Source organism: Pseudochrobactrum mosebachae (assembly GCF_048914685.1).
In the GTDB taxonomy this organism is placed as follows: domain Bacteria; phylum Pseudomonadota; class Alphaproteobacteria; order Rhizobiales; family Rhizobiaceae; genus Pseudochrobactrum.
In genome coordinates this window covers 647,722-667,606 of record NZ_CP128408.1, presented here as the reverse complement: position 1 = coordinate 667,606, position 19,885 = coordinate 647,722, and the positions used below count along the sequence as shown (strand labels likewise).

The window sequence follows — 19,885 nt, the reverse complement described above, 5'->3', positions numbered from 1 at the left end:
GCACCCAATTATAGCTATGTTTGCCATATCAAAAAGCCCCGTAATGCGGGGCTTTTTGGTCAGTCTTTTCATATTTAATTGCGGCGACCGCTCACCAGATCTTGCTGGATATTGGCTTTGCCATAAAGCCGGGATTTATAAACGGCATAGTTTTCCATCACCCTCTGCACATAATTACGGGTTTCTGTGTAGGGAATGCGCTCAATCCAATCGACAACCTGATCAATACTTTGACCGCGCGGATCGCCATATTTGGCAACCCACTCAGTTGCTCGCCTCGGCCCTGCATTGTAACCGGCAAAGGTCAGAATATAAGAACCGTTGAAGCGCTCAATCTGTTCTCCCAGATAATGCGCCCCAAGTGTGGCGTTAAAAGCCGCATCCGTGGTCAGGCGCTTGTCTGAATAGCTAAGGCCAGCACGTTGAGCGACGCCTTTTGCTGTGCCCGGCAGCAATTGCAGCAAGCCGCGCGCACCGGCACTGGAAACCGCAGAAATATTAAACTCGCTTTCCTGACGCGCTATCGCATAGGCAAGAGCGGCGCCTGAGCCTTTGATATTCGCATTGGCGGGGATAGCGCCGGTCGGATGCGAGAGAGCGCCAACATCCAGCCCACGTCCGGCTGCAACTTTACCAACCCGCAAGGCCAGATAATGGTTGCTGTTGCGCTCGGCCATAACAGCGAGCAGTGCCAGTTCTCCGGTGCTGCTCAGTTCTTGTGCCATATTGATATAGAGGCTTTGCGCGCGGCTGCCGTAACCAATTGATTCCAGTCTGCGAATAGCACGTACTGGCTCGCGGCTGTCGAAGCGCTCGCGATCAGCAGCACTTGGCTTAGGATAGGGTAGCTGCAAAACATTATTGCCAAGCCGTGCGGCAGCTAATTGTCCGTAAAATGATGTGCCATAATAAGATGCGCGTTGGAAAAGCTGCTTTGCATTACCGCCGCCGCCGGCTTCTGCAGCGCGACCCATCCAATAATAAGCGCGCGATGCCGACATTGGTCGTGATGAAATTTCGGCAATCCGTGTAAAGTGCTTTTGTGCAGTCTTCGCATCATTCATGGCGCGCAACGCATACCAGCCGGCATGAAACTCGGCATCTGCAGCCATAGTCGGTGTTTCAGCACTATGGGCAGCGGCCAGACGATAAGCGATTTGCGGCTTGCCAATATCCATTAACTCACGCGAAAGCACGCGGCGTTCTGTCCACCATGTGTCCGGATCAACCAAAGATCTGGCATCGCGCGGTGCTTTCAGCATCAGATTGGCGGCTTCAGTATAGCGCTCGGAGCGGCGCAAATATTGAATTTTTACATAGAGATAAGCGGGGTTCGACTGCCATGACCTATGAACATCATTAAGCTTTTTCGCAGCATCGGGCGCGCGCTTACTGACCGCTGCATAAGCGGCATAGAGCGATTCTCCTCCAGCAAGAGCTGCAACGCGTGAAGCAGATTGCAGCCGATCATTATAAAGCATACGCAAAAAGCGTGCCTGATGATCTTCTTTGGAAAGCACATTTGAGAATTCACGCAAAACCAGAGCCTCGTCTTTGGCTTCCAATTTGGCTTTTGCCCACCAGGGCGCAATCAGTTGGCGTGCTTGTGAGCGGTTGCCGCTTTGTAAATAGGCACGGCCAAGTAGTACCATGCCTTCAGTGGTTTGTGGTTTACGGTTACCAAGCTGTGCAAATACCACACTGGCTGGCGCATTCTCACGATAAAGCGCCCGCTCGGTATTGCGCTGGATAGCAGCCATACCGGGCCAGCCACGCAATTCGGCGGCGGCAGTCGCAATTTCTGAGCTTGTCAGCCCGTCAGCGCCTGAAAGTGCCAGTGCCCATGTCAGAATATGGCGGTCGAGATCATTTGATGGCATGGAATTGCGAATTGCGAGCGCCCGGCGGGCATCTTTTGCAGACAGGGCATCAAGTGCTGTTTTCAAGCTGCCATTAACTGCTGCGGGACCTTGCGTGCGCGGTATTGTTGCGGTTGTTGTCGGATCCGGCCGTAACATCGGAGCAGGCATCGAGCGCATAATTGTAGGCGCAAAAGGACGCAGAAACGGCGTCGGTACATTTTCCAGTTCCTGAGTATAGGCCGGCAACGTACTGGCTGCCAAACTGGCACAGATAAGTGACAGGGCTAACCGTTTCTGATCTCGTTTTTGTCCAAAAATTGCAAATTTACGCATTACAAATCCGTTATAGCTGCTTGGAAGCTTATTTAAGGCAAATAAATTGTGCGAGCAAAAATTTGGTCACCAGAAATAAAATGCCTTAAATCCTAACGGAATAGGTTGTTATTTGTCGGTGACCGGCCGCGCTGCTGCTCTGAGGCAATATTTATAAGCCACATCTGTGAAGGCAGTGTTAATGAAAACTTAGCGACCCTATTACGGTTTGCTCTCAAAGCAGAAAACCGTGGAAAACTTCACCTTTAACAAACAAGCATAGTTCGTCTTTTTGATTGATGGATAACGTCAAATCGACGAATTGACCATTTCTTTTCGTCGTATCGATGAATAACAGTCGAATATGCATAAAAATACTTGCTGGTTGAATTTTGCGAGCCTATGGTGCAGCGCTTTTCACAACCAGGTGATCATGTCATCGTTATCACTCGGACTGACTGTTGTAAAAAGATGTAGTTAGCGCTTTTGGTATGCAATGACTTTCTGAATATACTGGTTTAAATTTCGCTGTATTCTCTTAAATATCCGATAGAAAATAGCATAATTTGAGCGGTCTATAATGCTTCTTAAACCTGTAACGGCTTAAGATAAGAATGAATTCGAGCACTCTGTACACTGGCAGAAAATGCAGGCGTACAGGTAATTTTAATAATATTAAGCCGTTTCAGCAGATGTGGAAACCGGATTTCCGACTGAAGCGGCTTGGCATCAAAAACCGGAGCATTTTTCCAATTCAGGAAAAACAGCAATATTCCGGTCAAACCTTTGGGAGTACCCGATGCTTAAGGGCTCAATCACGGCTATCGTCACACCTTTTACCGAACAGGGTGAGTTTGACGAAAAAGCATTCCGTGGCCTTGTTAACTGGCAGATAGAGGAGGGAACGCACGGTTTTGTGCCTGTTGGCACCACCGGCGAAACACCGACCCTGTCACATGACGAGCATAAACGGGTGATTGAGGTTTGCATTGAGGAAGCCAAAGGCCGGGTGCCGGTGATAGCCGGTGCCGGATCGAATAATACTGTCGAAGCGATTGAACTGGCGCAGCATGCACAAACGGCTGGGGCTGATGCCGTTTTGGTGGTCACGCCTTATTATAACAAACCTAACCAGCGTGGCCTTTATGCGCATTTTTCTGCGGTGGCCAAGGCAATTTCAATTCCTTTGGTAGTTTATAATATTCCAGGACGTTCAATTGTCGATATGACGCCAGAAACTATGGGCGCATTGGCACGCGATCATAAAAATATCATCGGCGTAAAAGATGCCACTGGCAAAATCGAGCGGGTTTCCGAGCAGCGTGCCACATGCGGTTCTGATTTTATTCAGCTTTCCGGTGAAGATGCGACGGCACTCGGCTTTAATGCCCATGGCGGTCGCGGCTGTATTTCGGTTACATCCAATGTGGCGCCACGTTTGTGTGCGCAGTTTCAGGAGGCCTGTCAGGCCGGTGATTATGCAGCAGCACTGAGCATTCAGGACCGCTTGATGCCATTGCACAAAGCGTTATTTTTGGAGCCTAATCCGTCAGGACCAAAATATGCCTTGTCGCGTCTTGGTCGTATCGGCAATTATTTGCGCTTGCCATTGATGCCGGTTGAAGATGAAACAGCAGAAAAAATTGATCAGGCGCTGCGTCATGCAGGTTTGCTAAACAGCTGATTGGTTACTGTATTCAAAAGGGCAGCAGAGCTTTTTCTGTTTGAGGCGACGTTTAAACAAACAGATTAGTGATTTTATGCATCAACGAAAGATGAAGACGCTCTAAAGCAAAGTGGCGGGTTGATTTTCACGTTATTGAAAATGAAAACGCTGTTGCCCTGTTTATTTTATCGAAAATACGCTATGGCCTGCCGGTATATTCATTATAATATCCGGCAGGCTTTTCTATTTTGCAGGCCAGAAAAACATGTGCTGGCAATGAATTATGCTAACTTGCCAAGAAATAAACAAAGCCTGCTGGTAAAGCTGCGGATCAGATATATATTGCTGTCATGAACACGAAAAAAAATGCGCCAACGCGCAAAATCATCGCTGATAACCGCAAGGCGCGTTATAATTTTGAGATCCTCGAAGTGATTGAGGCCGGTTTGGTGCTGGCTGGTACCGAGGTTAAATCACTGCGTACGAATCAGGCGAATATCGCTGAGAGCTATGCCAGCTATGAAAATGGTGCATTCTGGCTGATCAATTCGTATATTCCGGAATATACGCAGGGCAATCGCTTCAACCATGATCCGCGTCGCTTGCGCAAATTGCTGCTGAGTGAGCGTGAAATTGTGCGTCTGGCCAATTCTATCGCCCGTGAAGGTATGACAGTGGTGCCTTTGAAGATGTATTTCAACGAGCGCGGCATGGCTAAAATGGAAATCGCGCTTGCTCGTGGTAAGAAGCTGCATGACAAGCGCGAAACTGAAAAAAACCGCGACTGGAATCGTGAAAAATCACGACTGCTCAAAGATCGCGGCTAAAATCTCCGCTTCAATTATGTAATACTCAGGGCGGTTTACTGGTGTAAACCGCCCTGAGCTTTTAAAACAGGCCAAGCAGCCAGGCGAAGCCCATCAAAATTAGCGAAAAGCCCCATAATACAAAAACTGAATAGCGGATATGCTTACCCATATCTGCATTTGCCAGCCCCAGTGCCAGCCAGAGTGCTGGTGAAAACGGGCTGATAAATGTGCCGACAATATTGCCGATCACCAGAGCATGCACAACCTCTGGGGCGCTGACACCGACAGGCGTGACAATCTCTATGACAATCGGCAGCAAGCCAAAATAATATGCATCAGTACTGAGTATCAGTTCCATTGGCACACCGAAAATACCAAGCATAATATGCAGCATCGGTATCATCGTTTCTGGCAAAATCCTCACAAATGTTTCGGCGAGGGCTTTCAGCATGCCTGTGCCATCCATAATGCCTAAGAATGAGCCGGCGGCAAAAATGATAATCCCCATCAGCAATGCAGAAGGGGCATGTTTACGTATTAGCTCCATTTGATCTGCTGCACGGGGATAATTAATTACGAGCAACAGGGAGAGCCCGATCATGAAAATGAATGGTGCAGCCATAATTCCGCTGACGAGTAAGACCAGTACAGCAACAAACAACGCGGTATTGACCCAGATTAAGTGCGGACGAAGCAGCGAACGCTCATAATCCGAAAGATCGCTGGCATTGATATCCTCATTTTCAGCTATGAGTATTACTGCCTGACCATTTGCGATCTTTCTTTTTTCGCGCAGGCTGAACCAGAAGGCCATAATTACCAGCATTACAATGCCAATCGCCTGAATGGGAATCAGCGGATGCCATAACTCAGTCACATCAAGACCGGTTACAGCGGCAGCTCTGCCAAGAGGACCTGCCCAAGGTAGCATATTGGTAATACCGGCACCGGTGGCGAGCAAAAGTAGCATTAAATAACGGCTTATATTGAGACGTTTATAAAGCGGTAAAAGTGTGGGGATCGTCAGCAGAAAAGTGGTGGCGCCCGCACCATCCAGATGCGCTAGCACGCCCGCAAGCGCAGTGCCGATGAGCACAGCGGTGACATTGCCGCGTGTCAGACGTACCAGCCCGTTAATCAGCGGTCGAAAAAGCCCTGTATCCTGCAAAATACCAAAAAAGGTGATGGCAAAAATAAACATTGCCGCCACCTGTGTGACACGCCCCATACCATCTTTAAAGAAGCCACCGATCTCTCCCGGACTGATCCCGAGCAGTATAGCGCTGATAAGCGGTACGAGAATCAACACAACAACAGGTGAGGATCGGTTGGTCAGCAGTAGAAAGATAATTACGAACATTGTTAAAAAAGCTAATAATGCCAACATATTATATGCCCATAATTATTGATCTGAAGGTTCTGTGTCTGAAAAATTCTCTTTATAAATTTGCGCTCAAGGTAATGAATCGCGCGGGAAACGTTACGCTAAAGAAAAAAATTACATTTGAACAACTAAAAAATTAGAAAAAACTAATATTAATAGCAGGGGACATAAAGGCGTCCCAAGGCTATCTGGCCATTATTTAAAAAGCTGATGAGAAAATAGCTGATTATTTCGCGCTATTCAGGTAGCTCCGAACGCTATTAAAGACGTCATGAAACATTGCTTCAGTCAGCACCCCGGTATTGGTGTTATAGCGCGAGCAATGATAGCTCGAGAAAATACGCACCGATCCGATCTCTGTTTGCACATTGTGACCGAACTTGTGTTTGGCAACAGGCTGGCCAAAGGCACGGATAGTGGATTGATGCGCTATGGTGCCGAGTGTAACGATCGCTTGTAAATTGGGAAGGCCGGTGATGACAGGCGTTAAAAACTGTCGGCAATTATTGATCTCAGGGCCGGTGGGCTTATTTTCCGGTGGAACGCAGCGCACAGCATTTACAATCGCGCAATCATTCAAGGTCAGCGTGTCATCTGGGCGCGCTTCGAAACTACCTTGAGCAAATCCATAAGTTTTTAAAGTTGAATAGAGCAATTCACCGGCATAATCACCGGTAAACGGGCGGCCAGTACGGTTTGCACCGCGCAATCCGGGCGCAAGACCAATGATCAGTAATCGTACGCGATCAGGATAAGCGGGCAGAGTGGTGGTTAAGACTGAGCAGGATGGATCATTTTGCGGATCGGTGGGCAAAAATACCGGTACCGGGGCATTATGCCACGAAGGCTCTTGTCCCCGCCAGTCCTGCAAAAAATCGTGCAAGCGGGGACAGATGGCGCAATCACGGGAAGGTTCCGGTTTCAGCACAGTGGTCAGAAGAGCTTAATAAAGCTCTTCTTCCTCTTCGATGCGGCGTACCGGACGTTCACTGACTTCGCGGCTGATTTCGCTCTTCAGTGATACCAGATCAAGGAAATGGTCTGCCTGACGACGAAGCTCGTCAGAAATCATCGGCGGCTGTGTTGTCAATGTTGAAACAACACTGACTTTCCGGCCACGGCGCTGGAGCGCTTCAACTAGGCAGCGGAAATCACCATCGCCGGAGAAAATCACAAAATGATCGACTGTCTCGGTCAGTTGCATGGCATCGACTGCGAGTTCGATATCCATATTGCCTTTGACTTTGCGACGGCCGGTTGCATCCGTAAATTCTTTGGCGGCTTTGGTAATGACTTTGTAGCCATTATAATCCAGCCAGTCGATCAGCGGACGAATGGAAGAATATTCCTGATCTTCTACCAGTGCTGTGTAGTAATAAGCGCGCAACAGATAACCGCGCTTTTGGAAGGCTTTCAACAGTTTACGGTAATCAATATCAAAGCCGAGTGTCTTCGATGCAGCGTAAAGATTGGCGCCATCGATAAAAAGCGCGATTTTTTCGCGTGAATCAAACATTTTAATAATTATCCATTCTTCAGCAAAAAACAGCTCGCCGATTAATTGTCCGCACTTTTCAATTTTTTGTTTCTGAAAAAAGCTTCTCCTATACTGCGTTCTAAGGCGCACGCACAGAAAGGCAAGCAATCACAGGTTGTTTTTATTATACTATTTGTAAAAGATCAAAAAATGTGTGATTAAGATGTCACAAATATCAAATAAAAGAAACATCTACGGTAACAGAATTAAAAGTATAGAAGTTTTTGATGGCTGGTGCAGACAAATATCGTTCGCTGAGCGAGATTGCAGTGAGGCAGGGTTTGAACTTATCTGCCAAGCTGATTCTCAGTAAAGCGTAGTCTTGCTGAGTAAAAGCCAAGTCATTTTCTGCATTAAACTAGGATATTATGATTTAGATTGTATCTGTTCGGCTCTGTTTTGAGCTTGCCGGTTTTCTCTGGGAGTGGCCGGCTAAGCGTCCGTAATATTATTTTATATAAGTGTTCGGGTTTTCAGTCTCGTTATTGACATGAATATAGGATAGTTTTTGTTATCGATTGCTTATGAGCCTGATTTTCCTCCGGTTTTCAACAGGAGTTGCGTGTATCAATCACGTGATTTTAAGCGGAGCCGGTAACTGCATCGGCATTGGTATCCTGTTCTGTTGTGTATTCTGGTTGAATTGATCGGACGAATGTGCGCTTTTGCTTGTTTTTTGCGTCAACTGGCGTTATTGAACCATTAAATTCCTGAATTGATTTTGAGATATGAAAGGGGCAATGCATGGCCCGCGTTACCGTTGAGGATTGCGTAGACAAGGTAGACAACCGCTTTGAGTTGGTTCTGCTTGCCAGCCATCGTGCACGTCAGATCTCACAGGGCGGTCAGATTACCATTGATCGCGACAATGATAAAAATCCGGTTGTTGCGCTGCGCGAAATCGCTGACGAAACTTTGTCACCGGGTGATCTGAAAGAAGACCTGATCCATTCGATGCAGAAACATGTTGAGATTGACGAGCCGGAAGCACCGGCTGCAATCAGCGGCATGCTTGATGATATGACTGGTGAATCGGTCGTCGGCGCTGAAGATATTGTGACATTTGACAGTATCAGTGAAGAAGACCTGTTGGCCGGTATTGAAGGTCTTGTTGCACCGGAAAAGAGCGACGATTATTAATCTGACGCATTAAGAGCCTGATGATCAGGCTTTTTATAAAGCTCTATTACGGGCTTGAAGCGTATTGATTGGTAATATTCTGATTTTTAGGCGCTGCAGTTCATCCTGTGGCGCCTAATTTCGTGCGTATAGTGAAAATACTTGTTTTCAGTGAAATTTGTAGCAGCATAAGTGGTTTTGTTAATATGCTGCATAAATCACACTGGAAGACGATGAAATACTGCATAATTTAAATTTAAAATGGTTTCTGCCTGAGCGTGTATGCAGTAAATTTTACTATAGTATTCTTAGCGTGAAGGATTAAAGGGAGTAGCGGGCTGATGATGCGCCAATATGAGCTGGTTGAGCGGGTGCAGCACTATAAGCCTGATGTGAATGAGGCGCTGCTGAATAAGGCATATGTTTATGCCATGCAAAAGCACGGCAGTCAGAAACGGGCATCCGGCGACCCTTATTTTTCACATCCTCTGGAAGTGGCGGCAATCCTAACCGATATGCGCCTTGATGAGGCTACGATCGCTATTGCGCTGCTGCATGATACGATTGAAGATACCGATGCCACCCGCGCTGAAATTGACCAGCTTTTTGGGCCTGAAATCGGCAAGCTCGTTGAAGGGCTAACCAAGCTTAAAAAGCTTGATCTTGTTTCCAAAAAAGCGGTGCAGGCGGAAAATCTGCGTAAATTACTGCTGGCGATTTCAGATGATGTGCGGGTGCTGCTGGTAAAGCTCGCCGATCGTTTGCATAATATGCGCACGCTTGGCGTGATGCGTGAAGATAAGCGCTTACGCATTGCTGAAGAGACTATGGATATTTATGCGCCGCTTGCTGGTCGCATGGGTATGCAGGATATGCGCGAAGAGCTGGAAGAGCTGGCATTTCGCTATATCAATCCTGAGGCATGGCGCGCAGTAACCGATCGCCTGGCCGAATTAATGGAAAAAAACCGTGGCTTGCTCAGCAAGATTGAGGTAGATTTATCGGCGCTGTTTCAGGAAAAAGGTCTGGTTTCAGACGTTTCCAGCCGCCAGAAAAAGCCTTGGTCGGTATTCCGTAAAATGGAAACCAAAGGGCTGTCTTTTGAGCAGCTCTCTGATATTTTCGGCTTTCGGGTCATCGTGGATAGTGTGGATGATTGCTATAAAGCGCTCGGCATTATTCACCGTACATGGTCAATGGTGCCCGGGCGTTTTAAAGATTACATTTCTACGCCGAAACAAAATGATTACCGTTCGATCCATACCACTATTATCGGCCCGTCGCGCCAGCGCGTAGAACTGCAAATCCGTACCCGCGCAATGGATGATGTTGCGGAATATGGTGTTGCGGCGCATTCGATTTATAAAGACGGGCGCAGCAACAGCCAGCCGACAGCTATTTCCTCTGAATCCAATGCCTATGCGTGGTTGCGCCGCACGATTGAAGCACTGTCTGAAGGCGATAATCCGGAAGAGTTTCTGGAGCATACCAAGCTGGAGCTGTTTCAGGATCAGGTGTTCTGCTTTACGCCAAAGGGCCGCCTGATTGCTCTGCCGCGTGGTGCGACGCCGATTGATTTTGCCTATGCGGTGCATACGGATATCGGGGATTCAACTGTTGGCGTTAAGATCAACGGCCGCATGATGCCGCTGATGAGCGAGCTGAAAAATGGCGATGAAGTGGATATTATCCGCTCCAAATCGCAGGTGCCGCCTGCCGCGTGGGAATCGCTGGTCATCACCGGTAAAGCCCGTTCTGCGATCCGCCGCGCAACTCGTACTGCGGTCAGAAAGCAATATTCGGGCCTTGGTATGCGCATTCTGGAGCGTGCCTTTGAGCGTGTTGCCAAGCCATTCAGCAAAGAGCTACTGAAGCCGGCAATGAGCCGATTGGCACGCAAGGATATTGAAGATGTTTATGCGGCGGTGGGCCGTGGTGAATTGTCGTCTGCTGATGTGTTGAAAGCAGTTTACCCTGATTATCAGGATACCCGCGTGACACCGGCAAGCCCTGCCAAAACCGGCGAAAAAGGCTGGTTTAACATTCAAAATGCTGCCGGTATGATCTTTAAAGTACCGGAAGGCGGCTCACAGGCTGATAAAAAAGCTGCAGCCGAGATGGCAGCACCTGCCAGCAGCCATGCTTTGCCGATCCGTGGTGCCAATTCAGATCTTCCTGTCCGTTTTGCACCGGAAGGTGCGGTGCCGGGCGATCGTATTGTTGGGATTTTGCAGCCCGGCATTGGTATTACGATCTATCCGATCCAGTCTTCGGCTTTGACAGCCTATGACGACCAGCCTGAGCGCTGGATCGATGTACGTTGGGATATTGACGGCGAAATGCATGAGCGTTTTCCGGCGCGCGTGTCGGTTTCTGCCATCAACTCACCAGGCTCACTGGCTGAGATTGCTCAGGTGGTGTCTGTCAATGATACCAATATTCACAATTTGTCGATGGTGCGTACCGCGCCTGATTTTACAGAAATGATTATAGATCTCGAGGTTTGGGATCTTAAACATCTCAATCGCATTATTGCGCAATTAAAAGAAAGCGCCTGTGTCAGTGATGCGCAGCGCGTGAACGGATAGAGGTCGTTTATGAATACTGAAGATGTGCTGGGCGTGTTCCGTGAGGCAGGTGCCATTCTTGAGGGGCATTTTATTCTGACATCGGGGCGCCGCAGCGCGGTTTTTCTGCAAAAAGCGCGTGTGTTTATGCATGCTGATAAAACGGAAAAACTTTGTAAGGCACTGGCGGAAAAAATCAAAGCAGCGGATCTGGGCAAAATCGATTTTGTAGTCGGTCCTGCAATTGGCGGCTTGATTCCGTCTTATGAAACATCACGCCATCTCGGCGTGCCTTCCATCTGGGTGGAGCGCGAGAATGGTGTGTTTCAATTGCGCCGCTTTGAGCTTCCGGAAGGTGCGCGCGTTGTGATTGTTGAAGATATTGTTACCACCGGCCTGTCGATCCGTGAAACGATTGCTACTTTGCAAGACCTTAAAGCAGAAGTTGTGGCCGCAGCCTGTATCGTCGACCGTTCTGCAGGTAAAGCAGATGTCGGCACCAGATTGATCGCGCTCGCAGACTATGAAGTGCCATCCTACGATAAGGATGATCTGCCACCGGAATTGGCTGCACTTCCGGCAATTAAGCCAGGAAGCCGTAATATCTAGAGCGGGTAGCGATCAGGTTGGATCGCAGCGCTCGCTCTGGATTTTAGTTTTTTCGCATTGTCATGACTATCAAGTTGAAACAACTTGATAGTGAAATGCTAGAGCCAGCTTAAGTTGTAAATCTGGTGTTATTTGACGCAGGGTGGCTCGGGATGTGGAAATTCCGGGCCTTTTGTGTCATGACGTAAACGTAAATTCCCGTAAGACATAAATATACAGAGTGAGCATCGTTGTTTGCTCTGTCAGATATTGACGTCGTACCCCTTCGGTATGGCACTAAGGCATAACCGTGGTTTCAGTATTATCCTCCCAGACAAGTCACAATCAGCGTCACCGCGAGCCATGTGGTGCCTGTGCTGATTGTGAAGTGCGTAAAATGGCAATCTGTGCTGCTCTGCAGGATGATGCATTGGATGCGCTGGAGGCAATTATGTCTTCGCGCAAGCTTGATGCCAATGAGATGCTCACTGAAGAGGGGGCGCCCAAACAGCGGGTTTTCAGTCTGACTTCGGGTCTGTTGCGCCTCTTTACTCTCTTGCCGGATGGCCGCCGCCAGATTTCAGGGTTTCTCTATCCCGGTGATTATCTTGGCCTGGCTGATGATGATGTGTATTCACAAACCGCAGAGGCTGTTGTGCCATCGGTGTTGTGCTGCTTTTCGGTCAGTGAGATGGATGGGTTGATGAATACCTATCCGGCACTCAAAGACCGGCTCTATGTGATGACACGTGAAGCGCTGCGCCAGTCGCGCGATAATCAGCTGGTTCTTGGCCGTCTTGCACCGGTTGAAAAACTGGCGTCGTTTTTACTGGTATTATCTGCCCATGCCGTACGTATCGGGCAGCCGTCTTCGCCGGTGCATTTGCCGATGAACCGTACTGATATTGCTGATTATCTGGGTCTTACAATTGAAACGGTGAGCCGGTGTTTTACCAAAATGCGGGTGCAGGGCTTAATTCAGCTGCCGGATGCGAATACGGTAACAATTTTATCGCACAGATCGCTCTCGGCTGTGGCAGGTAATGAGTTTCGGGCTTAGAGTATTTCACTATCAAGTTGAATCAACTTGATAGATATGACAATGCGAAATTCTAAAATCCAGAGCGAGCGCTGCGATCCAACCTGATCGTTACCCGCTCTAGAGCTGCCCTATCACTTCTAAAGCATTAATTTAAAGATTCTTAAGCGCATTGATCACAATCAATGCGCTTTTTTATTGGCCTGTTAAATCTGTATTCAAGAATGGCAGGTTCGTTCGAATATAAGCTAGGCAGTGTGAGGTATTTAAAAGTCTATCTGACACTGTTTATGATTTTTGCTAGTGATCCTTGCGCCGTACATAACAGAAAACGCGCAGTGATTACGCAAGACAGTGTTGATGTTACGCCTGATGTTTATGAAATCTATGAAACCTGCTCCAAGAGAGACAACAAGACGCGCCGTATTTTCTAATGTGCTGCAAAGAGACTGGCCAGCGCCGACACAGTTTTCAATACCATGCGGTTTGAGCTGTACTGAGACATGTTGGTGCAGACCAAGACGGCTGCGCCGGAAATAATAAAGATGCCGCGAGGCCTGAGGGAAATAAAGCCTGAGGCAAGACATCGCGCTCATATGAATGGGGCAAGGGATAGACATTATGAGCAGGGTAATGGCAAGGCATTATGCCTCTCTCGCAGTACCGCGTTATACATCTTATCCGACGGCGGCGGATTTTTCGCCGCAGGTTGGTAAAGATCAGTATCAGACATGGCTGCGCCGGTTAAGGCAGAGCGAGCCTGTATCGCTTTATCTGCATGTGCCTTATTGCCGTGATCTATGCCATTATTGTGGTTGCCATGCCAAAATTGCGCGTCGCGAAACGGTGATTGAGGCCTATGCCGAAACACTGATCCGTGAAATCAGACAGGCGGGTTCATGCCTGACTGAGCGCCCTGAGGCGGTGCATCTGCATTGGGGCGGGGGTACACCGAGTATTCTGGGGGGCAATGGTATTGTCCGTGTCACAAATGTGCTGCAAGAATATTACGATTTTTCACCGGTAATGGAACATGCGATCGAGCTTGATCCGCGCACTGTCACGCAGGCTTTATGTGATGATCTGGCGCGTGTTGGTGTCAATCGTGTCAGCCTCGGCGTGCAAGATTTTAATGCTGATGTGCAGCGGGCAATTGGCCGAGTTCAGCCGATCATACAGGTTGAAGCCGCTGTGGCGGCTTTGGAACAAGCGGGTATTACGCGGTTAAATTTTGATCTGATTTATGGCTTGCCGTTACAGACAGTTGAGACATTGCGCGAGACCTGTGAGCGGGTGGCGGAGTTACGGCCTAGCCGGATTGCCTGTTACGGCTATGCGCATTTACCTGCACGGCGCGCTAATCAGCGTTTGATTGATACGAGCCTGTTGCCGGATGCCGATGCGCGGTATGAGCAATCGCAGATTGTTGGCGAGACCTTTATGGCTATGGGCTATGAGCCGGTGGGTATTGATCACTATGCTTTGCCTGATGATGCATTGGTGATAGCGGCCAAATCGGGGCAGCTCCGGCGCAATTTTCAAGGCTACACCAATGATGATTGTCCGACTTTGCTGGGCTTCGGAGCGTCTTCGATTTCTCAGTTTAAAGAAGGTTACACGCAAAATATTGCTGATATCGGTCAGTATAAAACTTCAGTTCATGAAGAGAGGGCGCCGGTCATCCGTGGTTATGCCTTCAATGATTCGGACATGTTGCGCGGCTTGATCATTGAGAAACTGATGTGCGATTTTCGGGTTGATCTCAATGAAGTGGCTTCAGGCGCCAATTTTTCTGATGAGCTGGCACTGCTTCGCCCCTTGGTTGCTGATGGCATAGTGACAATTCATAGTGGTATTATTGCAATGGTACCGGAGCATTTTGCGCTGGTACGGGTGGTTGCTGCGGTTTTTGACGAGTTTCGTCGTGAATCCGCGCATAGTTTCAGTATGGCCATTTGATTTAGGCCGGCTGGAAAGGTAATGGAAAGTTTCAGTATCATGAGGGTGATACTGAAAGATCTTCGCAAAAGGATCGCGGGGGCGCTGAACCAATGCGAAGAAATGGCGGATTTGAAAGTTGAAGAGGTAAGCTTTAGCCAGAGAATTGCCAAAAAAGAGCATCGCATGATTAACCTCGGGGGCGGGGTGGATCATTGCGGTGCTTTTTTTATTTTTAATAACCAATCTCGATATGTATGTATTTAGTATATTGCTGGCGTAAACTGTCTGTGCCATGAGCATTTGAACTGTTAAAAAAGCCTTAAATATCATATAATGCTGATAGCTTCATAAGAGTTTCCAGCTTATGAAGGCGCCTATTGATGGTTGATCATCTCCGTATGAGCTGTCAATTGGTGCTTGGTATGCTAGAGCATGCCGGAGATAATCAGGCTGCGATGTTGAAGCCAATGAATTCAGGATGGTTACAGAGAGTATATGTTGTTCAGACGCAGAGTACCCCTGACATATAGGGAGCGCCTTCGTACAATGATCTGGCCGCGCCGTTCTTTTTCGCGCTCGCTGCGTTATATGGGTAAACGCATTACCCGCATTACTGCCAGCCCCCATGCCGTAGCTGCAGGTCTGGCGGTTGGCGTTTTTGCAGCTTTTACTCCGTTTTTCGGCTTTCATCTTATTCTTGCAATTGTGCTGGCCTATCTTATTGCAGGCAATGTGGCAGCCGCTGCACTTGGCACCGCTTTAGCTAATCCTTTGACTATTCCGTTTATCTGGGGCGGCACTTATGAGATCGGCCGTATGATCGTTGATGAAAACGGTCAGGCTAAAAGTGTGCCGCTCACCAAAATTCTGGAAAGTGAAGTCTTCAGCCGTATGAGCTTTACCGAGCTATGGCAGCCGGTTTTGAAGCCGATGCTGTTTGGCTCGCTGGTGCTGGGGCTTGGTTGTGCATTTGCCGTTTATGTGGTGGCGCGTTGGGCAACAGGGCGTTATCGTGACAAGCGCCGGCAGCGCATTGCGCTCAAACATGCGCAGGCTAAACAGCAAGGTATTGCTTGATGATTATTGGCATTGGCAGTGATCTGATTGATATCAGACGGATTGAGAAAACCCTTGAGCGCCACGGCAGCCGCTTTACTGAGCGGGTGTTTACCGATGGTGAACGCGCTAAGGCTGATAGCAGAAAGCTCAAAGCCGCAACCTATGCCAAACGTTTTGCTGCAAAAGAAGCTTGTTCGAAGGCGCTTGGTACCGGCCTTTCCCATGGTGTGTTCTGGCGTGATATGGAAGTGATCAATTTACCTTCCGGCAAACCGACAATGCGCCTGACCAATGGCGCGCAAGCACGCCTTCAGGCCATGATGCCGGAAGGCATGACTTCGGTTGTACACTTAAGCATTACGGATGAGTATCCGATGGCGCAGGCTTTTGTGATTATTGAAGCAATAATCACAGTCTGAACTGCTATTTCAGCAGTTTTCGATATTGGATGAAGCCTGATTTATCTGCAACGCGGTCATAAAGCACCATGGCATCCGTGTTGGTTTCATGGGTGAGCCAGTAAACACGTGAGCAGCCTGTATCTTCTGCAACCTTATAGACATGCTGGATTAGCGCGCGGCCAAGACCTTTGCCGCGAGTCTCCGGATTGACATATAAATCCTGCAAATAGCAATAATCGCCTTTTGACCATGTTGAGCGGTGGCGGATATAATGTACAAAACCTGCAGGCTCCCCATTCAGCCACACAAAGGCACCGGCCATTGGCTCTTCTGGTTTGAGCAAGCGCTCCCAGTTTGCCTCGCTCACTTCATCAGCAATGCTGGTTTTATAAAAATCCTGATAGGCTTTCCACAGAGCGAGCCATGCCGGTTTATCTTGAGCGGTAAATAAGCGGATATCTGCTGTATCTGACATTGAGAGTTATTGTTCCCTTGGTAGACCGGTTTTGTCTGGAATATTTATTTAACCTAAATTGTTAGCTTGAATTATCTGATTGATATCTCTTTGATATCATAAGACAGAATACATCATGTAACGCTTGTGCCGGCTAGAGGGCAAAGTGAAACTGTGCAATAATTTGACCATTTTTTACCTGCAAAGCGGAAATTGCTTCAGCGATGATTCAGACAGGTTGCCGATCATATAAATTTTTGGTTATTTGTGATGACGGAGCCCCCTGATGAGGGTTTTTAAATCACATATACGGGTTTTATGCATCAACACGGGGGTGGGAGTGCTTAACACGCGAGTTCCTGATTGCTTCAAGGCTTTTGAGGCGTTAAGAGTTGCGCAATAAAGACGCGCACAGAAGCGGAGAATAATCAGCTTGTCCAGCAAGAGTGAAATCAAAAAATCCGGCGGTGTTGGTGAACTTATCAGTATTATTGTGCAGGCATTATTGCTGGCATTGATAATTCGTACCTTGCTGTTTCAACCATTCAGCATTCCGTCCGGCTCAATGCGCCCGACATTGCTGGAAGGAGATTATCTCTTCGTTTCCAAATATGCCTATGGCTATTCGAAATATTCTTTGCCGCTGTCGCCGGATCTTTTTGAAGGCCGTATCTGGGGGGCTGAACCAAAACGTGGCGATGTTGCGGTGTTCAAGCTGCCAAGCGATACCAATATTGACTATATCAAACGGGTAATCGGTCTGCCTGGTGATCGCGTGCAGATGCGTGAAGGTGTGCTCTATCTGAATGATGTGGCCGTTAAGCGTGTAAAAACCGGTGAGATTAACAATCCGGATGTCACCGAACAAAACCGTCCGGTTGAAGTCTATCGTGAAACGCTGCCAAATGGTATTTCCTATGATACGCTTGATCTGGTGCCAAACGGTATTGGTGACAATACCCGCGTGTTTGAAGTGCCAGCCGGTCATTATTTTATGATGGGCGATAACCGTGACAATTCGCTGGATAGCCGCTTTTCTGTTGGCTATGTGCCTTATGAGAATTTCGTTGGCCGTGCGAATACCATTTTCTTCTCAATGTCGGGTAAATACAGTCCGCTGGAGTTTTGGCGCTGGCCGACCAATGTTCGCTTTGACCGTTTGCTGAACTGGGTCGGGGCCACTGATAACCCTAAATCCGCTGTGGCAACCAACAACTGATGTGTGTTTTGACTGAATTAACAACTGACATGACTGCCGATCAGGAGACTTCACATGGTTTCTGCTAAGCAGCGTATAAAATTATTGCAGGAAAAAACCGGCCACATATTCGTCGATCATGCGCGTCTTGAACGCGCATTGACGCATTCCAGTGCGCGCCCGCAATCGGGCTCGAATTATGAGCGGCTGGAATTTTTGGGCGACCGTGTTTTAGGGTTGATCATTGCGGAAATGTTGTTCACGGCATTTCCGGATGCGCCGGAGGGCGAGTTGTCTGTGCGGCTCAATGCGCTGGTCAGTGCCGAGGGTTGTGCATCTGTGGCGGACGAGATTGGTCTAGGCGATTTGATTGAAACCGGCGCTGATATCAAAAGCCTCAATGATAAGCGCCTGCTCAATGTGCGCGCCGATGTGATCGAAGCCTTGATTGCTACGATTTATCTTGATGGCGGTCTGGAAGCTGCCCGCAAATTTGTAACGCGCTATTGGGAGCCGCGCTCGCAAGAGAGTGATGCTGCAAGACGTGATGCTAAAACCGAATTGCAGGAATGGGCACATCAGCAAGGCAAACAGGGCAAGCTGCAACCGGTTTATAAAATTGTAAGCCGCACCGGCCCGGACCATGAGCCGGAATTTATTGTTGAAGTTAAAATCTTCGGGTTTCAGCCGGCAACCGGTACAGGGCGTTCCAAACGCATTGCCGAGCAAATCGCTGCTGAAAACATGCTGTGCCGTGAAGGCGTCTGGCAGCGCTGACCCCGTTTTAAAATAATCCGACATTTTCGCTGTATTTACGATAAACTGATATAAAGCTCTGAAAGCCAATGCGGGTTGTTCAGAACGCATAAATACAGCGCTTTCCTATTTAAAAGAGATAAAGAATGAACGAAACCACCTCTACTCCGCAGGATAGCGCTCAAAGCGCCCAGACTGAGACCACCTTGGCAGAAGCACCTTTGGCTGAGACCGTTTCAGCAGAGGCCGCTCCGGCTGCAACTGCTATGTCTGAAAATAATGCTGCGGAGCAAACCTCAACCCGTTCGGGCTTTGTAACGCTGATCGGCGCGCCCAATGCCGGTAAGTCTACGCTGGTTAACCGTCTTGTTGGCACCAAAGTTTCCATTGTTACCCATAAGGTCCAGACCACCCGCGCTTTGGTTCGTGGCATTGTGACTGAGGGTGAAACGCAGATTGTGCTGGTTGATACGCCGGGTATTTTTAAGCCGCAGCGTCGTCTTGACCGCGCTATGGTTACCACCGCTTGGGGCGGGGCGCGTGATGCAGATCTGGTGCTGATTTTGCTTGATGCACAGAGCGGTAAGCTCAATGAGCAGGCAGAAGCGATGCTGGATAATCTTGCCAATGTGCGTCAGAAGAAAATCCTGATCCTTAACAAGGTTGACCGTGTTGATCCGCCGAAACTTTTGAAACTGGCACAGGCTGCCAATGAAAAAGTGGCATTTGAAAGCACATTCATGATTTCAGCGCTAACCGGCTCAGGCTGTAAGGACTTGCTGGATTACCTGACATCGCAAATGCCTGTTGGTCCGTGGTATTATCCGGAAGACCAGATTTCAGATATGCCGATGCGCCAGCTGGCGGCTGAAGTCACCCGCGAAAAGCTGTTCCTGCGTTTGCATGAAGAATTGCCATATTCCTCAACGGTTGAAACCGAAAAATGGGAAGAGCGTAAAGACGGTTCGGTACGTATCGAACAGGTTATTTATGTTGAGCGTGACAGCCAGAAGAAGATTGTGCTCGGCCATAAGGGTGAGTCGATCAAAGCGATCGGTCAGGCAGCACGTAAAGAGATTTCAGCCATTCTTGAGCAGCCGGCGCATTTGTTCCTGTTTGTTAAAGTGCGTGACAACTGGGGCAATGACCCTGAGCGTTACCGCGAAATGGGTCTGGAATTTCCGAAGGGTTGA

18 protein-coding genes are annotated in these 19,885 nt (G+C 48.4%); 13 read left to right on the top strand and 5 right to left on the bottom strand.

The features are described 5' to 3' along the window. Window positions 1–74: 74 nt before the first annotated feature. Window positions 75–2,195, bottom strand: a complete 2,121-nt coding sequence (locus MP213Fo_RS03150; protein WP_421090231.1) for a lytic transglycosylase domain-containing protein — start codon at window positions 2,193–2,195, stop codon at window positions 75–77. Window positions 2,196–2,973: 778 nt separating this feature from the next. Between MP213Fo_RS03150 and dapA the strand changes: the two genes are divergently transcribed. After that, entirely contained in the window at window positions 2,974–3,858 is an 885-nt protein-coding gene (gene dapA / locus MP213Fo_RS03145) for a 4-hydroxy-tetrahydrodipicolinate synthase (protein ID WP_421090230.1), read from the top strand. Between the two features lie 332 nt (window positions 3,859–4,190). Next, window positions 4,191–4,667 carry an SsrA-binding protein SmpB gene (gene smpB, locus MP213Fo_RS03140; RefSeq protein ID WP_421090229.1) on the top strand — a complete coding sequence of 159 codons (477 nt, stop codon included), beginning with the start codon at window positions 4,191–4,193 and terminating at the stop codon, window positions 4,665–4,667. A 61-nt stretch (window positions 4,668–4,728) separates the two neighbouring features. Here smpB and MP213Fo_RS03135 read toward each other — a convergent pair whose 3' ends face one another. The 3 genes from MP213Fo_RS03135 to MP213Fo_RS03125 form a co-directional block, all read right to left on the bottom strand. Next, window positions 4,729–6,036: a CitMHS family transporter gene (locus MP213Fo_RS03135; RefSeq protein ID WP_421090228.1), complete on the bottom strand. Its 1,308-nt coding sequence runs from the start codon at window positions 6,034–6,036 to the stop codon at window positions 4,729–4,731. 223 nt (window positions 6,037–6,259) lie between these two features. Further along, window positions 6,260–6,958, bottom strand: a complete 699-nt coding sequence (locus tag MP213Fo_RS03130; RefSeq protein WP_421090990.1) for a uracil-DNA glycosylase — start codon at window positions 6,956–6,958, stop codon at window positions 6,260–6,262. An 18-nt stretch (window positions 6,959–6,976) separates the two neighbouring features. Next, window positions 6,977–7,549 carry an NYN domain-containing protein gene (locus MP213Fo_RS03125; RefSeq protein WP_421090227.1) on the bottom strand — a complete coding sequence of 191 codons (573 nt, stop codon included), beginning with the start codon at window positions 7,547–7,549 and terminating at the stop codon, window positions 6,977–6,979. Window positions 7,550–8,314: 765 nt separating this feature from the next. On the opposite strand from MP213Fo_RS03125, the gene rpoZ reads away from it, so the two are divergent. The 8 genes from rpoZ (at window position 8,315) to acpS (ending at window position 16,302) form a co-directional block, all read left to right on the top strand. Continuing rightward, a complete protein-coding gene (rpoZ, locus tag MP213Fo_RS03120; protein WP_421090226.1) occupies window positions 8,315–8,710 on the top strand; it encodes a DNA-directed RNA polymerase subunit omega in 396 nt (131 codons plus the stop codon). A gap of 320 nt (window positions 8,711–9,030) precedes the next feature. Next, entirely contained in the window at window positions 9,031–11,277 is a 2,247-nt protein-coding gene (locus MP213Fo_RS03115; protein WP_421090225.1) for a RelA/SpoT family protein, read from the top strand. 9 nt (window positions 11,278–11,286) lie between these two features. Continuing rightward, window positions 11,287–11,865 (top strand): orotate phosphoribosyltransferase, encoded by a 579-nt coding sequence (pyrE, locus tag MP213Fo_RS03110; RefSeq protein WP_421090224.1) that lies wholly within the window; start codon window positions 11,287–11,289, stop codon window positions 11,863–11,865. 376 nt (window positions 11,866–12,241) lie between these two features. Further along, complete coding sequence (locus MP213Fo_RS03105) at window positions 12,242–12,904, top strand: Crp/Fnr family transcriptional regulator (protein WP_421090989.1); 663 nt, start codon at window positions 12,242–12,244, stop codon at window positions 12,902–12,904. A 600-nt stretch (window positions 12,905–13,504) separates the two neighbouring features. Next, window positions 13,505–14,842, top strand: a complete 1,338-nt coding sequence (gene hemN / locus MP213Fo_RS03100) for an oxygen-independent coproporphyrinogen III oxidase (protein ID WP_421090223.1) — start codon at window positions 13,505–13,507, stop codon at window positions 14,840–14,842. Window positions 14,843–14,863: 21 nt separating this feature from the next. Then, window positions 14,864–15,088, top strand: a complete 225-nt coding sequence (locus MP213Fo_RS03095; RefSeq protein WP_421090222.1) for a hypothetical protein — start codon at window positions 14,864–14,866, stop codon at window positions 15,086–15,088. Window positions 15,089–15,319: 231 nt separating this feature from the next. After that, on the top strand, window positions 15,320–15,901 hold the full coding sequence (locus tag MP213Fo_RS03090; protein WP_421090221.1) for a DUF2062 domain-containing protein: 582 nt from the start codon (window positions 15,320–15,322) through the stop codon (window positions 15,899–15,901). Beyond that, window positions 15,901–16,302 carry a holo-ACP synthase gene (gene acpS, locus MP213Fo_RS03085; protein ID WP_421090220.1) on the top strand — a complete coding sequence of 134 codons (402 nt, stop codon included), beginning with the start codon at window positions 15,901–15,903 and terminating at the stop codon, window positions 16,300–16,302. The genes MP213Fo_RS03090 and acpS overlap by 1 nt, the downstream gene beginning before the upstream one ends. Before the next feature lie 4 nt (window positions 16,303–16,306). Here acpS and MP213Fo_RS03080 read toward each other — a convergent pair whose 3' ends face one another. Then, on the bottom strand, window positions 16,307–16,759 hold the full coding sequence (locus tag MP213Fo_RS03080) for a GNAT family N-acetyltransferase (RefSeq protein ID WP_421090219.1): 453 nt from the start codon (window positions 16,757–16,759) through the stop codon (window positions 16,307–16,309). Window positions 16,760–17,165: 406 nt separating this feature from the next. Between MP213Fo_RS03080 and lepB the strand changes: the two genes are divergently transcribed. From lepB to era, 3 genes are all read left to right on the top strand, one after another. Continuing rightward, on the top strand, window positions 17,166–17,957 hold the full coding sequence (lepB, locus tag MP213Fo_RS03075; protein WP_421090988.1) for a signal peptidase I: 792 nt from the start codon (window positions 17,166–17,168) through the stop codon (window positions 17,955–17,957). 54 nt (window positions 17,958–18,011) lie between these two features. Continuing rightward, entirely contained in the window at window positions 18,012–18,713 is a 702-nt protein-coding gene (gene rnc, locus MP213Fo_RS03070; protein ID WP_421090218.1) for a ribonuclease III, read from the top strand. Window positions 18,714–18,958: 245 nt separating this feature from the next. Next, a complete protein-coding gene (gene era / locus MP213Fo_RS03065; RefSeq protein ID WP_421090987.1) occupies window positions 18,959–19,885 on the top strand; it encodes a GTPase Era in 927 nt (308 codons plus the stop codon).

Excerpts from the sequence above, each read along its gene's own strand:
- MP213Fo_RS03150 (WP_421090231.1), bottom strand. The coding sequence starts at position 2,195 with ATGCGTAAATTTGCAATTTTTGGACAAAAACGAGATCAGAAACGGTTA.
- dapA (WP_421090230.1), top strand. The coding sequence starts at position 2,974 with ATGCTTAAGGGCTCAATCACGGCTATCGTCACACCTTTTACCGAACAG.
- smpB (WP_421090229.1), top strand. The coding sequence starts at position 4,191 with ATGAACACGAAAAAAAATGCGCCAACGCGCAAAATCATCGCTGATAAC.
- MP213Fo_RS03135 (WP_421090228.1), bottom strand. The coding sequence starts at position 6,036 with ATGTTGGCATTATTAGCTTTTTTAACAATGTTCGTAATTATCTTTCTA.
- MP213Fo_RS03125 (WP_421090227.1), bottom strand. The coding sequence starts at position 7,549 with ATGTTTGATTCACGCGAAAAAATCGCGCTTTTTATCGATGGCGCCAAT.
- rpoZ (WP_421090226.1), top strand. The coding sequence starts at position 8,315 with ATGGCCCGCGTTACCGTTGAGGATTGCGTAGACAAGGTAGACAACCGC.
- MP213Fo_RS03115 (WP_421090225.1), top strand. The coding sequence starts at position 9,031 with ATGATGCGCCAATATGAGCTGGTTGAGCGGGTGCAGCACTATAAGCCT.
- pyrE (WP_421090224.1), top strand. The coding sequence starts at position 11,287 with ATGAATACTGAAGATGTGCTGGGCGTGTTCCGTGAGGCAGGTGCCATT.
- MP213Fo_RS03105 (WP_421090989.1), top strand. The coding sequence starts at position 12,242 with ATGGCAATCTGTGCTGCTCTGCAGGATGATGCATTGGATGCGCTGGAG.
- hemN (WP_421090223.1), top strand. The coding sequence starts at position 13,505 with ATGAGCAGGGTAATGGCAAGGCATTATGCCTCTCTCGCAGTACCGCGT.
- MP213Fo_RS03095 (WP_421090222.1), top strand. The coding sequence starts at position 14,864 with ATGGAAAGTTTCAGTATCATGAGGGTGATACTGAAAGATCTTCGCAAA.
- MP213Fo_RS03090 (WP_421090221.1), top strand. The coding sequence starts at position 15,320 with ATGTTGTTCAGACGCAGAGTACCCCTGACATATAGGGAGCGCCTTCGT.
- acpS (WP_421090220.1), top strand. The coding sequence starts at position 15,901 with ATGATTATTGGCATTGGCAGTGATCTGATTGATATCAGACGGATTGAG.
- MP213Fo_RS03080 (WP_421090219.1), bottom strand. The coding sequence starts at position 16,759 with ATGTCAGATACAGCAGATATCCGCTTATTTACCGCTCAAGATAAACCG.
- rnc (WP_421090218.1), top strand. The coding sequence starts at position 18,012 with ATGGTTTCTGCTAAGCAGCGTATAAAATTATTGCAGGAAAAAACCGGC.
- era (WP_421090987.1), top strand. The coding sequence starts at position 18,959 with ATGTCTGAAAATAATGCTGCGGAGCAAACCTCAACCCGTTCGGGCTTT.